Below are 19,502 nucleotides of genomic sequence, written 5' to 3' on the forward strand. Positions count from 1 at the left end.
ATGCCGGATTCAGAGCCTACTCACGACAATCCGCGTAACACGGCCAATCTGCCGGCCGTGGTCGCGCCCGGCGAGGTGCTGCGTCCGACGGCGGACGGCTGGCTGCTGCGCGCCATCCGCACGCTGTTCGGCTGGAAGGCGGGATCGGTGCGCGACGATCTCCAGGTCGTGCTCGATGCGACCACGCCCGACGACACCGGCTTCTCCGCGGTCGAGCGCACCATGCTGCGCAACATCCTCGGCCTGCACGAGCGCCGCATCGCCGACGTCATGGTGCATCGCGCCGACATCATCGCGGTGAAGCGCGACATCCCGCTCGGCGAATTGATGGACCGCTTCGAGAGCGCCGGCCACTCGCGCCTCGTGGTCTACAACGAGACGCTCGACGACCCCGTCGGCATCGTCCACATCCGCGACCTGCTCGCCTTCATGACCGTGCGTGCGCGCGTGTCGGAGGCCACCAAGACCAAGCGCAAGAAGCCGCTGCCGGCCGGACTCGATTTGCGCGCCGTCGATCTCGCATTGCCGCTGCACGACGCGCGCATCATCCGCAAGCTGCTCTATGTGCCGCCGTCGATGCGGGCGATCGACCTGCTCGCGCAGATGCAGGCGACGCGCGTTCACCTGGCGCTGGTCGTCGACGAATATGGCGGCAGCGACGGGCTGGTGTCGCTCGAGGATATCGTCGAGCAGATCGTCGGCGAGATCGACGACGAGCATGACAGCGACGAGCCGCCGTCGATCGTGCGGTTGCCCGACAACGCCTTCATCGCCGATGCCCGCGCCAGCCTCGACGACGTGCGCACCGTGATCGGCGAGGACTTCGTCACCGGCGAGGCCGGCGAGGAAGTCGAGACGCTCGGCGGCTATCTCGTCAGCTTCGTCGGACGCCTGCCGGTGCGCGGCGAGGTGATCTCGGGCCCGGGCCATTACGAGGTCGAGGTGCTCGATGCCGATCCGCGCCGCGTCAAGCGGCTGCGCATCTCGACGCGGAAGGAACGCCCCGCGCCCCGCACCCAGCGCGAGAGCCGCCGCCGCGAGGCCGCGCCCGAGAGCGGCCAGCCGCCGGCCAGCGACACGCCGACCCCGCCGCCAGCCGACGGGACCGGCCCGCAGTGACGGCATTCCAACGACTTCGACAGATTGCGCTTGCCATCATCCTGACCTGGGGATGGAAGCGCGCGCTGCTGGCCATGGCGTGCGGTGCGCTGTCGGTGTTCGCGCTGGCCCCGTTCAATTTCTTTCCGGTGCTGTTCATCACCTTTCCCGTGATGGTCTGGCTGATCGATGGCGCCGGGGCCGGGCGGTATGGCGGCGTCCCCGCCGCCGCGCTGACCGGCTACTGGTTCGGGCTCGGCTATTTCGTCCCCGGCCTCTACTGGATCGGCATCGCCTTCTTCGTCGACGCCGACGTGTTCGCCTGGCTGACGCCGTTCGCCGTGCTGGGCCTGCCGGCCTATCTCTCCATTTTCACCGCGATCGGCTTCGCGCTGGCGCGCCTGCTCTGGACCAAGGATGCCACCCGCATTCTCGCGCTCGCGGCAAGCCTCACCGTCGGCGAATGGTTGCGCGGACACGTGCTCACGGGCTTCCCCTGGAACGCGTTCGGTTATGCGCTGTCGGAGCCGCTGGCGCTGGCGCAGACCGCCTCGCTGATCGGCCAGTGGGGCATGACGTTCCTCACGGTTGCGATCTTCGCGAGCCCTGCGGTGCTGATCGACCGCACACGCGATCGTCGCCTCGCCTGGCGCGTGCCGGCGGCGGCCGTTGCGCTGCTGGTCGTGATGGGAATCTTCGGCGCCATCCGCATGGCGCTGCATCCGACCACGATGGTTGCGGGTACCAAATTGCGCCTGATGCAACCGAACCTGCAGCAGGACCTGAAGTTCAACTACTCCGCCAAGGCGGAGGTCATGAAGAAATATCTCGCGCTGTCGGACCGCGCCTCCGGACCGCAATCAACCGGCGTGAGCGCGGCCACGATTCTGATCTGGCCGGAATCCGCCTTTCCGTTCTTCCTGACCCGCGAAGCCGACGCGATGGCTGAGATCGCCGAGCTGCTGCCCAAGGGCACGGTGCTGATCACCGGATCGGTTCGCGCCCCCGATGTGCCGCCGGGCACGCCGATCACGCGGGCCTACAATTCGATCTACGTGATCGATCACGACGGCAGCGTGCTCGCGGTCTACGACAAGCTGCACCTCGTTCCGTTCGGCGAATTCCTTCCCTACCAGGGTTTGATGGAGAAGCTCGGCTTCGAGCAACTGACGCGGATGCGCGGCGGCTTCATTCCCGGCACGGTGCGCCACGTGCTGCCGATACCGGGGGCACCGTCCGCGCTGCCGTCGATCTGCTACGAGGCGATTTTCCCCGGTGAAGTCGGGACGCGCGACGAGCGCCCGGGCTGGATGGTGAACCTCACCAATGACGGCTGGTTCGGCATCTCGACCGGTCCGTACCAACATCTGGAGCAGGCGCGGATGCGCGCCATCGAGCTCGGACTGCCGCTGGTCCGCTCCGCCAATACCGGCATCTCGGCCGTGGTCGATCCGGTGGGACGCACGGTGGCCAGCCTCGGTCTCGGTATCGAAGGCATTTTGGATGCAAGCCTGCCGACCGCAATCCCGCCCACCATCTATGCGAGAGTCGGTGACATCCCCGCAGCCATGCTCGTCGCGCTGGCTGTGATTTTGGCGGTGCGACGGCGTGTTGCCAAACGGCACCCCTGATCGCGCGGTCGCTAGCGGTTTCCGGCGAGGCGGCCGGAAACTTTTGACAACCGCAGTCCCACGGTTGACAGACTGCACGCGGGCTCCCCATTCTGCACCGGCTGCACAAGACAGCGGTGCATTGCTAAATTTCTCCGCAATGTTTCCCCAATCAGGGTGAAGTTTTGACGTCGCTGTCACCTGAGGCAATACAATCATTGCGCCGACGGTGGTGTTTGGAGGGCTGAGGAAATGTCGAAAGCGCCCAACCCTGTTGACAAATATGTCGGCAGTCGCGTGCGCATGCGCCGCATCATGTTGGGCATGAGTCAGGAAAAGCTCGGTGAAGCTTTGGGCCTGACTTTCCAGCAGATTCAGAAGTACGAGAAGGGCACGAACCGCGTCGGCGCAAGCCGAATCCAGCAGATCGCCGAGATTCTGCAGGTGCCGGTGTCGTTCCTGTTCGAGGGCGGACCGAGCGGCGTCGCCGGCCCCGACGGCTTCGCGGAAGGTGCATCGCCCTCTTATGTCTCCGACTTCCTCGCGACCTCCGAAGGGCTCGCGCTGACCAAGGCGTTCACCCGAATCACCGATTCGAAGCTGCGCCGTTCGATCGTCGATCTCGTCGAGCAGATCGCCGCCCGCGAAGGCCCGGACAAGCGCTGAGGCGCCAACTCATTCCGATTTGAGACTGCGCCAAATCTGGCCTATGTCGTCATTTGCGGGTGCGCTTTGCGTCGCCTCCGCCAAGATGATGCGATTCGAAGGCACAGATACGTTCATGGCGAACTCCAACTCGTTCGATTCCCAAACTATTCTCGCAGGTATCCGCCGCTGGGTGGAGATCGAGACGCCGACGGAAGTGCCTGACCAGGTCAACCGGCTGGTCTCCGTGGTTGCCGATCATTACCGCGACCTGCCCGTCACGCTCGAACGCGTCGCCGGCGTCGATGGCTGCGGCGATCATCTCGTGGTGCGTTCGACCTGGGGCCAGGACCGGCCCGGTATCCTGGTGCTCAGCCATCTCGATACCGTTCATCCCATGGGCTTCATCGAACGTCTGCCGTTCAAGGTCGACGGCGACAGCGCGTTCGGTCCCGGCATCTACGACATGAAGGGCGGCGCCTACATCGCCTATCACGCCTTTCGCGAGCTTTGCGCAAAGCCCGACCGTCCGCCGCTCGGCATCACCCACATGTTCACCGCCGACGAGGAGATCGGCAGCCCGACCTCGCGCGCGCTCATCGAGGCCGAAGGGCGCAAGGCCAAATACGTGCTGGTGACGGAGCCGGCGCGCGACGGCGGCAAGATCGTCACCGGACGCAAGGGCGTCGGGCGATTCAAGGTTTACATCAAGGGAGTGCCCGCCCATGCCGGCTCGCGGCCCGAAGACGGCCGCAGCGCGGTGCGCGAGCTCGCCAACGTCATCCAGACGCTGGAAGCGATGAACGATCTGAAGCGCGGCGTCACCGTCAATGTCGGCGTGGTGCGCGGCGGCACGCGGCCCAACGTCACGCCGGAAGAGGCCTATGCCGAAGTCGATCTGCGCGTGCCGAGCTCCAACGATGCCGACGAATTCGTCGGCAAGATCCTCGGACTGACATCGAAGACCGACGGCGTGACCGTCACCGTCACCGGCGAGCTCAACCGTCCTCCTTACGAGAAGGGCAATGCGGGCGCCTCACTGTACGAGCACGCCAGGACGCTCGCCGCGGAGCTCGGCTTCGAGCTGATCGACACCCACACCGGCGGCGGTTCGGACGGCAATTTCACCGCGCCGCATACCGGCACGCTCGACGGGCTCGGCGTCGACGGCAAGGGCGCGCACACCCATTATGAGCAGCTCTACGTGTCCTCGCTCGAGCCGCGCGCGCGGCTGCTGCACCGCCTGTACCAGACACTGCGATGAGCGAACGCAAATCAGACCCCGATCGCGCGAACGACGAGCGCGCATTCTTCGGGCGGCGCAAGGGCCACAAGCTCAGGCAGCACCAGGCCGAGCTGGTCGATCATCTGCTGCCGCATCTTTCGCTCGACATCACGTCAGAGAGGCCGGCGAACGCCGCCGAGATCTTCGATCCCGCGGCCGAAGATTTACGGCTCGAGATCGGCTTCGGCGGCGGCGAGCATCTCGCCGCGGAAGCGCAGAACTTCGCGACGACCGGCTTCATCGGCTGCGAGCCCTATGTCAACGGCATGGCCAAGATCCTCGCGCAGATCGAGGCCGCCAACATCGCCAACATCCGCCTGTTCGCCGGCGATGCCGCCGAGCTGCTGGCCTGGCTGCCGGACGCCTCGCTGTCGCGGATCGATCTGATCCACCCCGATCCCTGGCCGAAGCGGCGGCACTGGAAGCGGCGCTTCGTTCAGGACCGCACGATCGTCGCAATGGCACGCGTGCTGAAGCCGGGCGGTGAATTCCGTTTCGTCTGCGACATCGACGATTACTGCGCCTGGACGCTGTCGCATCTGGCGCGTGCGCCGGATTTTCAGTGGCTTGCGGAACGCGCCGACGATTTCCGTCAGCCCTGGGAAGGCTACACCATGACGCGCTACGGTCGTAAGGCCGCGCGCGAGGGACGCAAGGCGGCGTATTTGCGATTTCGCAGAAGCTAGATCGTTCGGCGGTTGCGCCAGAAATTCACGACGCGCTCGGCGGTCGCCGGCATCAGGCGGGTGAAATTCGTGCGCGCCTGCTCGAGATCGGCATCGGCCGGCATGCGATGCGGCCCGTACCACATCAGGATCAGCGCGCGCACCGTGGGCCAACCGAGATTCAGGACACGGCCGAGGATCAGGATCGGATCATAGCGGTCGCCCGCGATCAGGCGATCGAGCATCGAAAGCCTGACGCCGGCCATCGCCGACAGCGTGGCGACCGATTCCTCGTATTTATGCGCCTTGGCAAAACCAAGCAGCGCGCTTTCGCCGAGATGGCCGCCGCGATGCAGGCCAAGCACCGTGCGTTGCGCGGCGGAGAAATCGCGCCGCGGGCCGGGCGGCAGCGCGGCTTCCTCGATCGAAGCCATGGCGCGCTTGATCTCGACCTGGCGCGCCGGATTGACCACGCTGGACAGGCGACGACGAATGACGTCGAGCGTGCCGTCCAGGAGTTCCTTGAGATGCTCGCCGGAGAGATCTTCGCGCTGGCCGATCTTGAGCGTCAGCACGCCATCCTGGCTCGCGCGCTTGATCAGCTCCGAATAGCCGCCGGGTGAGAAGATCGCGCCGGCGTTGCCGGCGGCACGACGCACCACGTCGCGATCGCCGCGCTCGACCAGCACGTCGGTGATCTCGGCGGACAGGGTCGGCCGCTCCGTCATCGCCAGGAGATGGCCCTGGCCCTTGAGCCGGGCGATCTCGACGAGCGCGGCTTCATCGAGCACCGGAGACCGGCGCAGCACCGGGGCCGCCACCAGGATTTCATTTTCACGCGCGAGCTGGCCGACCAGATGACGCGGCGCGTTGTCCAGCCGCGAGAAGCGCTCGGCGAGATCGACGCGCGAGGCGAGCTCCGCATGCGGGACGAGATCGATCAGGAGATTGTCGAACAGATCGATGAGCTCGGGACGGAGTCTCGAGGCGTCCTGAAAGAACAGCGCGGCGATGGCGTTTGCGATCTCGCCACGACGCCGGGGATCGCCGCGTTTGACGATATCGTCCAGTCCGGGAATGAGCGACGTGGCAACGGTCATGAAACGCAACTCGAAATCTGGCACGCCGTGGGCGCGCCATAGGCTCAAGCCGCCCCACAACCGGGAAATTTAGGCCCGCTTCATGAAAGAAGCGTTGCTCTTTGGGGCGCCTGTCGGCGCTCCCAGGGGGCCCGCCGGGACGCAAAAAGCCCGCATCCGGCTGCGATGGGCCTTGTCCGGGCAGGCGGAACGGGCTATATGAGCGCCAATTCATCTTCTCATACGATCCGCGTAGTGAGAGTGGGCCCGAAAGGACCCGCTCTTTTTTATTACCTGAACGCGGCTTGGCGGAAGATGCGGCCCGACGGAGTGTCGGGAAAGTTCCGAAGCGGGCTTTGACGTTTTAACCAAGCCTTAACCATCGAGACTATCGAGCGCCTTGACCCCTGCTATGACCGAACCGAACACTGGTTCCACCGATGCCGAGTTGCTTGCCGAGCCGAGGCTCGTGGTCGAGCCGGGCGCGGCGGCGCGGGTGTCTGCGGTCGCCGCTCCCGTGCTCGAGGGCATGGGTTATCGCCTGGTGCGGATCCGCATTTCCGGCGAAGCCGGCTGCACCGTGCAGATCATGGCCGAGCGGCCGGACGGCTCGATGCAGCTCGAGGATTGCGAGGCGATCTCGCGCGCCCTGTCGCCGGTGCTTGACGTCGCCGACCCCATCGATCGCGCCTATCGGCTGGAAATCTCCTCGCCGGGGATCGACCGTCCGCTGGTGCGCCGCTCCGATTTCGAGCGCTATTCCGGCCATCTGGTGAAGATCGACATGGCGGTCGCCCATGAGGGGCGCAAGCGGTTCCGTGGCACCCTCGGTGCCGTCGAAGGCGACCGCGTGCACCTGCATCGCGACGACGCCAAGGCAAGCGACGATGCCGACGTGCTCCTGACGATGGAAGATATCGGCGAGGCACGGCTGGTGCTGACCGATGAGCTGATCGCTGAATCCATGCGCCGCGGCAAGGCCGAGGAGCGCCAGATGCGCAGGGATCTCGGCATTGAGCCGCCGCAGCCGGCGCACGCGAAAATCAGCGAAAAAACCACCAAGAACACCAAGCCGCAAAAGCAAAAGAAGCCGGCCCCGACCAATACCAAGAAACATCGCCTTGCCGCCGAACGCGCGCGACGCGGCGAGATCGAGCCTGACGAAGGAGATTAGCCATGGCAGTCAGCGCCAATCGACTTGAATTGCTCCAGATCGCCGACGCCGTCGCCCGCGAGAAATCGATCGACCGCGGCATCGTCATCGCGGCGATGGAAGATGCCATCGCCAAGGCTGCGCGGGCCCGTTACGGCAGCGAGACTGACGTTCACGCCGAGATCGACCCGAAGAAGGGCGAGCTGCGGCTGTCGCGCCACATGCTGGTGGTCGACAAGGTCGAAAATCACTCCAACCAGATTTCGCTGGTCGACGCGCAGCGCGCCAATCCCGGCGCCCAGGTCGGCGACACCATTGCCGACACCCTGCCGCCGCTCGAATACGGCCGCATCGCCGCGCAGTCGGCCAAGCAGGTGATCGTGCAGAAGGTGCGCGAGGCCGAGCGTGACCGGCAGTATCAGGAATTCAAGGACCGCATCGGCGACATCGTCAACGGCGTCGTCAAGCGCGTCGAATATGGCAGCGTGATCGTCGATCTCGGTCGTGGCGAAGCCATCATCCGCCGCGACGAGATGCTGCCGCGCGAAGTGTTCCGCAACGGCGACCGCGTCCGCGCCTACATCTTCGACGTCCGCCGCGAGACCCGCGGTCCGCAGATCTTCCTGTCCCGCACCCATCCGCAGTTCATGGCGAAGCTGTTCGCGCAGGAAGTGCCGGAGATCTATGACGGCATCGTCGAGATCAAGGCGGTGGCCCGCGATCCGGGCTCGCGCGCGAAAATCGGCGTGATTTCCCGCGATTCCTCGGTCGATCCGGTCGGCGCCTGCGTCGGTATGCGCGGCTCGCGCGTGCAGGCCGTCGTGAACGAACTGCAGGGCGAGAAGATCGACATCATTCCCTGGTCGCCCGACATCGCGACCTTCGTGGTCAACGCGCTGGCGCCGGCCGAAGTCTCCAAGGTCGTCATCGACGAGGACCGCGAGCGCATCGAGGTCGTGGTGCCCGACACCAACAACCAGCTTTCGCTGGCGATCGGCCGCCGCGGCCAGAACGTCCGTCTCGCCTCGCAGCTCACCGGTTGGGACATCGACATCCTGACCGAGCAGGAGGAATCGGAGCGCCGCCAGGCCGACTTCGAGAACTCCACCCGCGTCTTCATGGAATCGCTCAATGTCGACGAGGTGGTTGGCCAGCTGCTCGCCTCCGAAGGCTTCACCTCGGTCGAGGAACTCGCGATGGTGGACCTCAAGGAGCTCGCCGGGATCGAGGGTTTCGACGAGGAGACCGCACAGGAACTCCAGAACCGCGCCCGCGAATATCTCGATCAGCAGGAAGCCGAGATCGAGGCCCGCCGCAAGGAACTCGGCGTCGAGGACGCCGTGAAGGACGTGCCCGGCGTCACCTCGAAGATGCTGGTGAAGTTCGGCGAGAACGACATCAAGACGGTCGAGGACCTCGCGGGCTGCGCCACCGACGATCTGGTCGGCTGGACCGAGCGCAAGGAAGGCGGCGAGCAGACCAAGTTCGCCGGCGCGCTCGACGGCCTCGGCATCTCGCGCGACGATGCGGAAGCCATGATCATGCAGGCCCGCGTCAAGGCCGGCTGGATCACCGAGGCTGACCTCGCCAAGCCGGCCGAAGAGGCCGACGCGACCGAAGATCAGCCGGCTTAAGGGCAAAGGAGAATGTCGCCCGGATGCTTGCCAGCTTTGACACCGACCTTGACCATGGACCGCGGGCCGAAAGGTCCGCGACCATGCGCATGTGCGCTGTCAGCCGCGAGGTCCGGCCGATCGACGAGCTGATCCGCTTCGTCGTATCGCCGCAAGGCGACATAGTTCCCGATCTCAAGCGCAAATTGCCCGGACGAGGCATGTGGGTCACGGCATCGCGACGGGTGGTTGCGGAAGCCGTCCGTCGTCACCAATTTACCAAAGCCTTCAAGCGCGACCTGCGCATTCCCCCGACGCTTCCCGACGACATCGATGCGCTCCTGGTTCGGAGCGTGACCGAGGCCCTTGGGATTGCCGCCAAGGCGGGCCAGATCGTTGCCGGCTTCGGCAAGGTCGAGAGCGCCCTGCGGGAAGGTACGGTCGAGGTCCTGATCCACGCCAGCGACGGGGCCGCGGACGGAATCCGCAAATTGGACATGCTGGCGCGTCAAAATGCCGGAAATCGCGGTGCCGAGCCGCAGATTCCCGTCGTTACGGCCCTGAAATCGATAGAATTGGATTTGGCACTTACCCGGTCAAATGTGATACATGCTGCCCTGCTCGCGGGCCCGGCGAGCAAGTCATTCCTGTCACGTAGCCAGATGCTGGTCCGATACCGGATGGCGGACGCTGACAAGACTGCCGAAAAGCCCGGCCAGGATTTCTGAAGATAACGACGACCCGATAAGACGGTGCGGCAACGCACAACACTGATAAATCAGGATTAGGACTGCTGAATGGTTGATACCAAGACCCCTGACGACAAGAAGCTGAGCGTTCCGAGCAAGACGCTATCGCTCAAGCCGCGCGTCGAAACGGGCACTGTGCGCCAGAGCTTCAGCCATGGCCGCAGCAAGCAGGTCGTGGTCGAGAAGCGCGGCAAGCGCCGTATCGACGGCAGCCCTGAGCCACAGGCACCGACCGTTGTTGCAAAGCCGGCGCCCGCTGCCCCTGCGCCCGCCCCGTCGCGCCCGGCTCCGCCGCGCAACGCCGGCTCCGGCGTCGTGCTGCGCACGCTGACCGAGGACGAACGTTCCGCTCGCGCCAGCGCGCTCGCGGACGCCAAGGTGCGCGAAGTCGAAGAGCGCCGCCAGGCCGAGGAAGAGGCCCAGCGCCGCTCGGTTCGCGAGGCCGCCGAACGCGCCGAGCGCGAAGCCGCCGAATCCCGCCGCAAGGCCGAGGAAGAGCGTCACCGTCACGAGGACGAAGCCAAGCGCAAGGCCGAGACCGAAGCCAAGAAGCGCTTTGGTGAAGGCGAGCAGCCGGCTGCCGCGCGTCCCGCAGCAGCGGCCGCCCCGGCGACCAGCGCTCCGCGCCCCGCGCCGACCACCACCACGCGACCGGGAGCGACCACGACCGCTCGCCCGGCAACCATCGCGCCGCGGCAGGGTGTCCCAGCAGCTCGTGCGCCCGGTGTCGCAGCCGGCCCGGACGAAGATGACGGTCCGCGCCAGATCCGTCGCGGTCCCGGCGGCGCCGCGCGTCCTGTGGTCGCGCCCAAGCCGACCCATAAGCCTGGCCCGCAGAAGGAGCGCGGCCGACTGACCGTCGTCACCGCGCTCAATGCCGACGAAGTGCGCGAGCGCTCGATCGCCTCGTTCCGCCGCCGCACCCAGCGCCTGAAGGGCCACGTCTCGAACGAGCCGAAGGAAAAGCTGATCCGCGAGGTGATCATTCCGGAAGCGATCACCATTCAGGAACTCGCCAACCGCATGGCCGAGCGCGCGGTCGACGTCATCCGCATGCTGATGAAGCAGGGCGCGATGCACAAGATCACCGACGTGATCGATGCCGACACCGCGCAGCTGATCGCCGAAGAGCTCGGCCACACCGTCAAGCGCGTTGCCGCGTCCGACGTTGAAGAAGGCCTGTTCGACGCCGTCGACGATTCCACCGACACCGAGACCCGCTCTCCGGTCGTCACCGTTATGGGCCACGTCGACCACGGCAAGACCTCGCTGCTCGACGCGCTCCGCCATGCCAACGTGGTGTCCGGCGAAGCCGGCGGTATCACCCAGCATATCGGCGCCTATCAGGTCGTCTCGCCCGAGAGCGGCAAGAAGATCACCTTCATCGACACGCCCGGCCACGCCGCGTTCACTGCGATGCGCGCCCGCGGCGCCAAGGTCACCGACATCGTCGTGCTGGTGGTCGCGGCCGATGACGGCGTGATGCCGCAGACGATCGAAGCCATCAACCACGCCAAGGCGGCGCGGGTGCCGATCATCGTTGCCATCAACAAGATCGACAAGCCCGATGCCAAGCCCGAGCGCGTGCGCACCGAGCTGCTCCAGCACGAGGTGCAGGTGGAATCGTTCGGTGGCGATGTCGTCGACGTCGAGGTGTCCGCCAAGAACAAGACCAATCTCGACAAGCTGCTCGAGATGATCGCGCTCCAGGCCGAAATCCTCGACCTCAAGACCAATTCGGAGCGTCCGGCCGAAGGCACCGTGATCGAAGCCAAGCTCGATCGCGGCCGTGGCCCGGTCGCGACCGTGCTGGTCCAGCGCGGCACGCTGCGTGTCGGTGACATCATCGTCGCCGGCGCCGAAATGGGCCGTGTCCGCGCGCTGATCTCCGATCAGGGTGAGACGGTGCAGGAAGCCGGTCCCTCAGTGCCGGTCGAAGTGCTCGGCTTCAACGGTCCGCCGGAAGCCGGCGATCGTCTCGCGGTGGTCGAGAACGAAGCCCGCGCCCGTCAGGTCACCAGCTACCGCGCGCACCAGAAGCGCGAGAACGCGGCTGCCTCGATCTCCGGCATGCGCGGCTCGCTCGAGCAGATGATGTCGCAGTTGAAGACGGCGGGCCGCAAGGAATTCCCGCTGATCGTCAAGGCCGACGTGCAGGGCTCGCTGGAAGCGATCCTCGGCTCGCTCGAGAAGCTCGGCACCGACGAAGTCGCCGCCCGCATCCTGCATGCCGGCGTCGGCGGTATCTCGGAATCCGACGTGACGCTCGCGGAAGGCTTCAACGCCGCGATCATCGGCTTCTCGGTCCGTGCGAACAAGGAAGCTGCCGCGGCTGCCAAGCGCAACGGCATCGAGATCCGCTACTACAACATCATCTACGACCTCGTGGACGACGTGAAGAAGGCGATGAGCGGTCTGCTCGCGCCGACCTTGCGCGAAACCATGCTGGGCAACGCCGAGATCCTGGAGATCTTCAACATCTCCAAGGTCGGCAAGGTTGCCGGCTGCCGCGTCACCGACGGCACCGTGGAACGCGGCGCCAATGTGCGCCTGATCCGCGACAACGTCGTCGTGCACGAAGGCAAGCTGTCGACGCTGAAGCGCTTCAAGGACGAAGTGAAGGAAGTCCAGTCCGGTCAGGAATGCGGCATGGCCTTCGAGAACTATCACGACATGCGTGCCGGTGACGTGATCGAGTGTTATCGCGTGGAGACGATCCAGCGCTCCCTGTAAGTCCAAATCTTACCGAAGCGCCCGGATCTTTTTGAACTGAAATAGCGGGAGTGAGATGGCCGGATTTTTTCCGGCCATCCACGCCCCATTCGTTCCAGCAGGACAAATGACAATGCTCGTGTCCCATACGCGGGCACGACGAGGTGATTTTCGACTATGCCGCGCCATCATCAGAAGAAAAGTTCCGCGCCCGGCGGCTCGCAGCGTCAGCTGCGCGTCGGCGAGCAGGTTCGCCACGCGATAGCCGAGATTCTGGCGCAAGGCAGCGTGCATGATGCGGACCTCGAAGGTCACATCATCACCGTGCCGGAGGTGCGGATGTCGCCCGACCTGAAGCTCGCGACAATCTACGTGATGCCGCTTGGTGGCCGCGATACCGAGCTCGTCATCACTGCGCTCGATCGCAACAAGAAATTCCTGCGCGGCGAAGTCGCGCGGCGCGTTAACCTGAAATTTGCACCTGATATTCGTTTCCGCGTCGACGAACGATTCGACGAAGCGGAACGGATCGAGAAGCTTTTGCGAACGCCTGCGGTGCAAAAGGATTTGGAACAGGATCCGGATTCGGATCGGGAAGAAGAGCAATGATGATGGACCCGGCTCACGGCACGATCGGCAGCGACGAGGCCGATACCCGCGACATGCAGCAAAATAATTTTGCAGATGTCGGCGGCAATGCTCAGCCGCATCAGGAGGCGCGTCGGGTCAACAACGATCCGCGCGCGGGCAAGCAGAAGGGCAATCAGCCGCGCCGCGACCGGCGCGACGTGCACGGCTGGGTCGTGCTCGACAAGCCGATCGGGATGACCTCGACGCAGGCCGTTGCCGTGCTCAAGCGTCTGTTCAACGCCAAGCGTGCGGGCCACGCCGGCACGCTCGACCCGCTCGCCTCGGGCGGCCTGCCGATTGCGCTCGGCGAAGCCACCAAGACGGTTCCCTTCGTCATGGACGGCCGCAAGCGCTACCGCTTCACGGTGTGCTGGGGCGCGGAGCGCGACACCGACGACATCGAAGGCCAGGTCACTGCGACCTCGGACCAGCGCCCGACCCGCGAGGCCATCGAAGCCCTGCTGCCCCGTTTCACCGGGGTGATCGAGCAGGTTCCGCCGCGCTATTCGGCGATCAAGGTCCAGGGCGAGCGGGCCTATGACCTCGCACGCGACGGCGAGGTCGTGGAGCTGGCGCCCCGCCCGGTCGAGATTCATCATTTAACCCTTGTAGATCAACCAGATAACGACCGAGCCGTGTTCGAGGCCGAATGCGGCAAGGGAACCTATGTCAGGGCATTGGCCCGCGATATGGGCCGGATTCTCGGCACTTTCGGCCATATCTGCGCGCTGCGGCGGACCCTGGTCGGCCCATTTGGCGAAAATGACATGATTCCGCTGGATCAGCTGGAGGCTTTGTGCGATAGAGCCGCGTCCGGTGAGGGAAGCCTCGCCGACGCGCTGATGCCCGTTGAGACCGCGCTGGACGACATCCCGGCACTGGCCGTCACTCGGGCTGATGCGGCAAGGCTCCACCGGGGCCAGGCCGTTTTGTTGCGCGGACGGGATGCGCCCACAAGTAGCGGCACAGTCTATGTCACGGTAGCAGGCCGTCTTTTGGCGCTTGCTGAAGTCGGCAACGGCGAAATCATCCCCAAGCGTGTGTTCAACCTGACCGGCTTGACTGCCTCAACCGGTCGCAACGAGAGAAATTGACGATGTCGATTGCCGCAGAACGTAAAGCGGAAGTCATCAAGACGAATGCCACCAAAGCCGGCGACACCGGCTCGCCGGAGGTTCAGGTCGCGATCCTGTCGGAACGCATCAACAACCTGACCAACCATTTCAAGACCCACGTGAAGGACAACCATTCGCGTCGTGGCCTCTTGAAGCTGGTCTCGACCCGCCGCTCGCTCCTCGACTACCTCAAGAAGCGGGACGAAGCGCGGTACAAGGCGCTGCTCGAGAAGCACAACATTCGTCGTTAAGAGCTCTTGCGCGCGCCACCGGCGCGCGTTTTTGCGCGTGAGTTCGAGCCAAAGCGTTTGCTTTTAGGTTTTTGATCGAGGCTCACGCGTGCGTCCGGTGCGGGCCAATGATGCTTCGCATCCGGGGCATGATCAGCGAAGACCGCGGTTCGGTGTTCGCGTTCGTGCTGACTGACAGTCCAGCAGCAATCCGGCGGCTGGGCGCAACGGGCAAGGTGCCCGTATGACCCCGAAAGGATGGACGCCATCCGACATCCAAAAACCATGGCAGGATCGCAGGACGCTGATCGCCCGCTCCGATCAGCGTCCTGCAATCTTGACATGGTTTTTGTTTTTCGAGCCGTCCCTTCTTTCGAGAACCCATGAAAGAAGACCTCTATGTTCAATAAGCATTCAGTCGAGATCGACTGGGGCGGACGCCCTCTCAAGCTCGAAACCGGCAAGATCGCTCGCCAGGCCGACGGCGCCGTCATCGCCACCTATGGCGAGACCGTGGTGCTCGCCACCGTCGTCGCCGCGAAGGCGCCGCGTGAAGGCGTCGACTTCCTGCCGCTGACCGTCGACTACCAGGAAAAGACCTACGCTGCCGGCCGCATTCCCGGCGGCTATTTCAAGCGCGAAGGCCGTCCGACCGAGAAGGAGACGCTGGTCTCCCGCCTGATCGACCGTCCGATCCGTCCGCTGTTCGTCGACGGCTGGCGCAACGAGACCCAGGTGATCGCCACCGTGCTGTCGCACGACATGGAGAACGACCCTGATATCGTCGCGCTGGTGGCCTCCTCGGCCGCGCTGACCCTGTCCGGCGCGCCCTTCAAGGGCCCAATCGGCGCCGCCCGCGTCGGCTTCGCCAATGACGAGTTTATCCTCAACCCGACGCTCGACGAGATGGTCGACACCCAGCTCGACCTGGTCGTCGCCGGCACCGCCGACGCCGTCCTGATGGTGGAATCGGAAGCCAAGGAGCTGAACGAAGACATCATGCTCGGCGCCGTGATGTTCGGTCACCGCCACTTCCAGCCGGTCATCAACGCGATCATCGAGCTCGCCGAGAAGGCCGCCAAGGAGCCGCGCGAAGTCACCGTCATCGACAATGCCGCGCTCGAGAAGGAAATGCTCGGCCTCGTCGAGCAGGAGCTGCGCTCCGCCTACGCCATTCCGGTCAAGCAGGATCGCTACGCCGCGGTCGGCAAGGTCAAGGAAAAGGTGATCGCCCACTATTTCCCCGAAGGGCAGGAGCCGAAATACGACAAGCTGCGCATCAGCGCGGTGTTCAAGGAGCTCGAGGCGAAGATCGTTCGCTGGAACATCCTCGACACCGGCAAGCGCATCGACGGCCGTGACAGCAAGACCGTTCGCAACATCGTCGCCGAAGTCGGCGTGCTGCCCCGCGCTCACGGTTCGGCGCTGTTCACCCGCGGCGAGACCCAGGCGATGGTCGTGACCACGCTCGGCACCGGCGAGGACGAGCAGTACATCGACGCGCTGTCGGGAACGTACAAAGAGACGTTCCTGCTGCACTACAACTTCCCTCCCTACTCGGTCGGTGAGACCGGTCGCCTCGGCGGCACCAAGCGCCGCGAGATCGGCCACGGCAAGCTCGCCTGGCGCGCGATCCATCCGGTGCTGCCGCCGCATCACGAGTTCCCCTACACCACGCGCGTGGTGTCGGAGATCACCGAATCGAACGGTTCGTCCTCGATGGCTTCGGTCTGCGGCGCTTCGCTCGCGCTGATGGATGCCGGCGTGCCGTTGAAGCGGCCGACCGCGGGCATCGCGATGGGCCTGATCCTCGAAGACAAGCGCTTCGCGGTTCTCTCGGACATCCTCGGTGACGAAGACCATCTCGGCGACATGGACTTCAAGGTCGCCGGCACGGAAGCGGGCATCACCTCGCTCCAGATGGACATCAAGATCGAGGGCATCACCGAAGAGATCATGAAGGTCGCCCTGGCCCAGGCCAAGGACGGACGCATCCACATCCTCGGCGAGATGGCCAAGGCGCTGACCAACGCCCGCGCCGAGCTCGGCGAATACGCGCCGCGCATCGAGACCTTCAAGATCGCCACCGACAAGATCCGCGAAGTGATCGGCACCGGCGGCAAGGTGATCCGCGAGATCGTCGAGAAGACCGGCGCCAAGGTCAACATCGAGGACGACGGCACCGTGAAGGTCGCCTCCTCCGACGGCGAGGCGATGAAGGCCGCGATCAAGTGGATCAAGTCGATCGCGTCCGATCCGGAAGTCGGCCAGATCTATGACGGCACCGTCGTCAAGGTGATGGAGTTCGGCGCCTTCGTGAACTTCTTCGGCTCCAAGGACGGTCTCGTCCACATCAGCCAGCTCGCCTCGGCGCGCGTGCAGAAGACCTCCGACGTCGTCAAGGAAGGCGACAAGGTCAAGGTCAAGCTGCTCGGCTTCGACGATCGCGGCAAGACCCGCCTGTCGATGAAGGTCGTCGACCAGACCACCGGCGAAGACCTCGAAGGCAAGGACAAGGGCGGCGAGGGCGAGAAGGCCCCGCGCGAAGCGGCCGGCGAGTAATCGCTCCGCGACCCCAAAACACGAAGGGCGGCCTCGCGGCCGCCCTTTTTGTTTGTGTTCAAATCTGTCCGCTTGGCTCTTCACCTCTCCCCAGCGGGGAGAGGTGTTAAACCTCAGGCCGTGAGGTCGAACCGGTCGAGGTTCATCACCTTGGTCCAGGCCTTGGCGAAGTCCTGCACGAACTGCTGCTTGGAATCCGACGAGGCATAGACCTCGGCGAAGGCGCGGAGCTGCGAGTGCGAGCCGAAGATCAGATCGGCGCGCGTGCCGGTCCACTTCACCGCATTGGTCTTGCGGTCACGGGCCTCGTAGGAGCCGTCGGCAACCGGCGTCCACTGCGTGCTCATGTCGAGCAGGTTGACGAAGTAGTCGTTGGAGAGCGTGCCCACCTTGGCGGTGAAGACACCGGCTTTCGAACCGTTCGCATTGGCACCGAGCACGCGCAGGCCGCCGACGAGCACCGTCAATTCGGGGCCCGAGAGCTTCAGAAGCTGCGCGCGATCGACGAGCGCCTCTTCCTGCTTCAGGAATTGATGCTTCTTGCTGACATAGTTGCGGAAGCCGTCGGCCCGCGGCTCCAGCGGTGCGAAGGAGGCGGCATCGGTCTGCTCCTGCGAAGCATCCATGCGGCCCGGCGTGAAGCCAACCTTCACATCGACGCCGGCATCCTTCGCAGCCTTCTCGACCGCGGCAGAACCGCCGAGGACGATCAGGTCGGCGAGCGAGACCTTCTTCGCGCCCGCGTTGAAGTCCTTCTGGATCGCTTCGAGCTTGCCGAGCACCTTGGAGAGCTGGGCCGGCTGGTTCACTTCCCAGTCCTTCTGCGGAGCAAGACGGATGCGCGCACCGTTGGCGCCGCCGCGCTTGTCCGAGCCGCGGAACGTCGAGGCCGACGCCCAGGCGGTCGAGACCAGCTCCGACACCGAGAGGCCCGAAGCCAGGATCTTGGTCTTCAGCGCAGCGATGTCCTGATCGCTGACGACCTCGTGGTTCAACGCCGGAATCGGATCCTGCCAGATCAGCGTCTCCTTCGGCACCAGCGGGCCGAGGTAACGCACGATCGGACCCATGTCGCGGTGCGTGAGCTTGAACCAGGCGCGGGCGAAGGCGTCCGCGAACTGATCGGGGTTTTCGAGGAAGCGGCGCGAGATCTTCTCATAGGCCGGATCCATGCGCAGCGACAGGTCGGTCGTCAGCATCGTCGGGCGATGCTTCTTCGACTTGTCGAACGGATCCGGAATGATCGCGTCGGCACCCTTGGCGGTCCACTGGTTCGCACCGCCCGGGCTCTTCGTCAGCTCCCATTCGTAGTTGAACAGGTTCTCGAAGAAGTTGTTGCTCCACTTCGTCGGCGTCGTCGTCCAGGTCACCTCGAGACCGCTGGTGATGGAATCACCGGCCAGACCCGACGCGTGCTTGCTCTTCCAGCCGAGGCCCTGATCTTCCAGCGCGCCCGCTTCCGGCTCCGGACCGACCAGCGACGGATCGCCCGCGCCATGGGTCTTGCCGAAGGAGTGGCCGCCCGCGATCAGCGCGACGGTCTCTTCGTCGTTCATCGCCATGCGGAAGAAGGTCTCGCGGATGTCCTTGGCCGCGGCGACCGGATCCGGCTTGCCGTTCGGACCTTCCGGGTTGACGTAGATGAGGCCCATCTGCACGGCGCCGAGCGGCTCGGCGAGCTGGCGTTCGCCGCTGTAGCGCTCATCGCCCAGCCACGTGCCTTCGGGACCCCAATAGAGCTCTTCCGGCTCCCAAACGTCGGCGCGACCACCGGCGAAACCGAAGGTCTTGAAGCCCATCGACTCCAGCGCGACGTTGCCGGCGAGCACCATCAGATCGGCCCAGGAAATCTTGCGGCCGTATTTCTGCTTGATCGGCCAGAGCAGCCGGCGCGCCTTGTCGAGGTTGGCGTTGTCGGGCCAGCTGTTGAGCGGAGCGAAACGCTGCTGACCGGCACCGGCGCCGCCACGACCGTCGGTGATGCGGTAGGTGCCCGCGCTGTGCCAGGCCATGCGGATCATGAGGCCGCCATAGTGACCGAAGTCGGCCGGCCACCATTCCTGCGAATCCGTCATCAGGGCGGTCAGGTCCTTGATGACCGCGTTCAGGTCGAGCGTCTTGAATTCCTTGGCATAGTCGAACGCCTCGCCCATCGGATCGGACAGGCCTGAATTCTTGTGCAGCATGTCGATGCTGAGATTGGTGGGCCACCAGTCGCGGTTCACCGGCGTGGGTTTTCCGCCCGAAAACGGGCACTTCGATGAGTCGTCCATGAATACCTCCTCTGGTGGCGTCGAACTCGCGCCTTTGACCAGGTAGAACCACTCTAAGCGTCGCCTTCGATCAGGGGAAGTTG

The 19,502-nt window shown here is 64.9% G+C and carries 15 protein-coding genes; 13 read left to right on the forward strand and 2 right to left on the reverse strand.

Annotated features, from left to right (window positions below; translation table 11 throughout):
• The 5 genes from NLM31_RS00190 (at position 1) to trmB (ending at position 5,324) form a co-directional block, all read left to right on the forward strand.
• Positions 1–1,119, forward strand: coding sequence for a hemolysin family protein (locus NLM31_RS00190; protein ID WP_254127132.1), 1,119 nt, complete (start codon positions 1–3; stop codon positions 1,117–1,119).
• Complete coding sequence (lnt, locus tag NLM31_RS00195; protein ID WP_254191136.1) at positions 1,116–2,729, forward strand: apolipoprotein N-acyltransferase; 1,614 nt, start codon at positions 1,116–1,118, stop codon at positions 2,727–2,729. Before NLM31_RS00190 ends, lnt begins: the two co-directional genes overlap by 4 nt.
• 231 nt (positions 2,730–2,960) lie before the next feature.
• The gene (locus NLM31_RS00200) at positions 2,961–3,374 is read left to right on the forward strand and encodes a helix-turn-helix domain-containing protein (RefSeq protein ID WP_057746952.1); all 414 of its coding nucleotides are present in this window, start codon (positions 2,961–2,963) and stop codon (positions 3,372–3,374) included.
• A gap of 85 nt (positions 3,375–3,459) precedes the next feature.
• Positions 3,460–4,617 (forward strand): M20 family metallopeptidase, encoded by a 1,158-nt coding sequence (locus tag NLM31_RS00205; RefSeq protein ID WP_254127141.1) that lies wholly within the window; start codon positions 3,460–3,462, stop codon positions 4,615–4,617.
• Positions 4,614–5,324, forward strand: a complete 711-nt coding sequence (trmB, locus tag NLM31_RS00210) for a tRNA (guanosine(46)-N7)-methyltransferase TrmB (RefSeq protein WP_254191137.1) — start codon at positions 4,614–4,616, stop codon at positions 5,322–5,324. Before NLM31_RS00205 ends, trmB begins: the two co-directional genes overlap by 4 nt.
• Here trmB and NLM31_RS00215 read toward each other — a convergent pair.
• Positions 5,321–6,403: a DUF2336 domain-containing protein gene (locus tag NLM31_RS00215; RefSeq protein WP_254127145.1), complete on the reverse strand. Its 1,083-nt coding sequence runs from the start codon at positions 6,401–6,403 to the stop codon at positions 5,321–5,323. The genes trmB and NLM31_RS00215 overlap by 4 nt on opposite strands.
• Positions 6,404–6,794: 391 nt before the next feature.
• Between NLM31_RS00215 and rimP the strand changes: the two genes are divergently transcribed.
• The 8 genes from rimP to pnp all read left to right on the forward strand — a co-directional run bounded on the left by rimP (position 6,795) and on the right by pnp (position 17,146).
• A complete protein-coding gene (gene rimP, locus NLM31_RS00220) occupies positions 6,795–7,556 on the forward strand; it encodes a ribosome maturation factor RimP (protein WP_254127147.1) in 762 nt (253 codons plus the stop codon).
• Between the two features lie 2 nt (positions 7,557–7,558).
• The gene (gene nusA / locus NLM31_RS00225; RefSeq protein WP_254127149.1) at positions 7,559–9,169 is read left to right on the forward strand and encodes a transcription termination factor NusA; all 1,611 of its coding nucleotides are present in this window, start codon (positions 7,559–7,561) and stop codon (positions 9,167–9,169) included.
• Positions 9,170–9,192: 23 nt separating this feature from the next.
• A complete protein-coding gene (locus tag NLM31_RS00230) occupies positions 9,193–9,876 on the forward strand; it encodes an RNA-binding protein (protein WP_254191138.1) in 684 nt (227 codons plus the stop codon).
• Positions 9,877–9,945: 69 nt separating this feature from the next.
• Positions 9,946–12,630 carry a translation initiation factor IF-2 gene (gene infB, locus NLM31_RS00235; RefSeq protein ID WP_254191139.1) on the forward strand — a complete coding sequence of 895 codons (2,685 nt, stop codon included), beginning with the start codon at positions 9,946–9,948 and terminating at the stop codon, positions 12,628–12,630.
• A gap of 156 nt (positions 12,631–12,786) precedes the next feature.
• Entirely contained in the window at positions 12,787–13,218 is a 432-nt protein-coding gene (rbfA, locus tag NLM31_RS00240; RefSeq protein ID WP_212328080.1) for a 30S ribosome-binding factor RbfA, read from the forward strand.
• On the forward strand, positions 13,215–14,333 hold the full coding sequence (gene truB / locus NLM31_RS00245; RefSeq protein ID WP_254127155.1) for a tRNA pseudouridine(55) synthase TruB: 1,119 nt from the start codon (positions 13,215–13,217) through the stop codon (positions 14,331–14,333). Before rbfA ends, truB begins: the two co-directional genes overlap by 4 nt.
• Positions 14,334–14,335: 2 nt before the next feature.
• Positions 14,336–14,605: a 30S ribosomal protein S15 gene (gene rpsO / locus NLM31_RS00250; RefSeq protein ID WP_018644188.1), complete on the forward strand. Its 270-nt coding sequence runs from the start codon at positions 14,336–14,338 to the stop codon at positions 14,603–14,605.
• A 378-nt stretch (positions 14,606–14,983) separates the two neighbouring features.
• Complete coding sequence (pnp, locus tag NLM31_RS00255) at positions 14,984–17,146, forward strand: polyribonucleotide nucleotidyltransferase (protein WP_254191140.1); 2,163 nt, start codon at positions 14,984–14,986, stop codon at positions 17,144–17,146.
• 113 nt (positions 17,147–17,259) lie between these two features.
• Here the strand turns inward: pnp and katG are convergent, their stop codons facing one another.
• A complete protein-coding gene (gene katG / locus NLM31_RS00260; RefSeq protein ID WP_254191141.1) occupies positions 17,260–19,419 on the reverse strand; it encodes a catalase/peroxidase HPI in 2,160 nt (719 codons plus the stop codon).
• Positions 19,420–19,502: the final 83 nt, after the last annotated feature.

Origin of the sequence: Bradyrhizobium sp. CCGUVB4N (assembly GCF_024199945.1) — a bacterium.
Lineage (GTDB): Bacteria > Pseudomonadota > Alphaproteobacteria > Rhizobiales > Xanthobacteraceae > Bradyrhizobium.

What these genes read in the sequence shown, in the direction of transcription:
- NLM31_RS00190 (WP_254127132.1), top strand. Translation starts at nt 1, where the DNA reads ATGCCGGATTCAGAGCCTACTCACGACAATCCGCGTAACACGGCCAAT.
- NLM31_RS00200 (WP_057746952.1), top strand. Translation starts at nt 2,961, where the DNA reads ATGTCGAAAGCGCCCAACCCTGTTGACAAATATGTCGGCAGTCGCGTG.
- NLM31_RS00205 (WP_254127141.1), top strand. Translation starts at nt 3,460, where the DNA reads ATGATGCGATTCGAAGGCACAGATACGTTCATGGCGAACTCCAACTCG.
- trmB (WP_254191137.1), top strand. Translation starts at nt 4,614, where the DNA reads ATGAGCGAACGCAAATCAGACCCCGATCGCGCGAACGACGAGCGCGCA.
- NLM31_RS00215 (WP_254127145.1), bottom strand. Translation starts at nt 6,403, where the DNA reads ATGACCGTTGCCACGTCGCTCATTCCCGGACTGGACGATATCGTCAAA.
- rimP (WP_254127147.1), top strand. Translation starts at nt 6,795, where the DNA reads ATGACCGAACCGAACACTGGTTCCACCGATGCCGAGTTGCTTGCCGAG.
- nusA (WP_254127149.1), top strand. Translation starts at nt 7,559, where the DNA reads ATGGCAGTCAGCGCCAATCGACTTGAATTGCTCCAGATCGCCGACGCC.
- NLM31_RS00230 (WP_254191138.1), top strand. Translation starts at nt 9,193, where the DNA reads ATGCTTGCCAGCTTTGACACCGACCTTGACCATGGACCGCGGGCCGAA.
- infB (WP_254191139.1), top strand. Translation starts at nt 9,946, where the DNA reads ATGGTTGATACCAAGACCCCTGACGACAAGAAGCTGAGCGTTCCGAGC.
- rbfA (WP_212328080.1), top strand. Translation starts at nt 12,787, where the DNA reads ATGCCGCGCCATCATCAGAAGAAAAGTTCCGCGCCCGGCGGCTCGCAG.
- truB (WP_254127155.1), top strand. Translation starts at nt 13,215, where the DNA reads ATGATGATGGACCCGGCTCACGGCACGATCGGCAGCGACGAGGCCGAT.
- rpsO (WP_018644188.1), top strand. Translation starts at nt 14,336, where the DNA reads ATGTCGATTGCCGCAGAACGTAAAGCGGAAGTCATCAAGACGAATGCC.
- pnp (WP_254191140.1), top strand. Translation starts at nt 14,984, where the DNA reads ATGTTCAATAAGCATTCAGTCGAGATCGACTGGGGCGGACGCCCTCTC.
- katG (WP_254191141.1), bottom strand. Translation starts at nt 19,419, where the DNA reads ATGGACGACTCATCGAAGTGCCCGTTTTCGGGCGGAAAACCCACGCCG.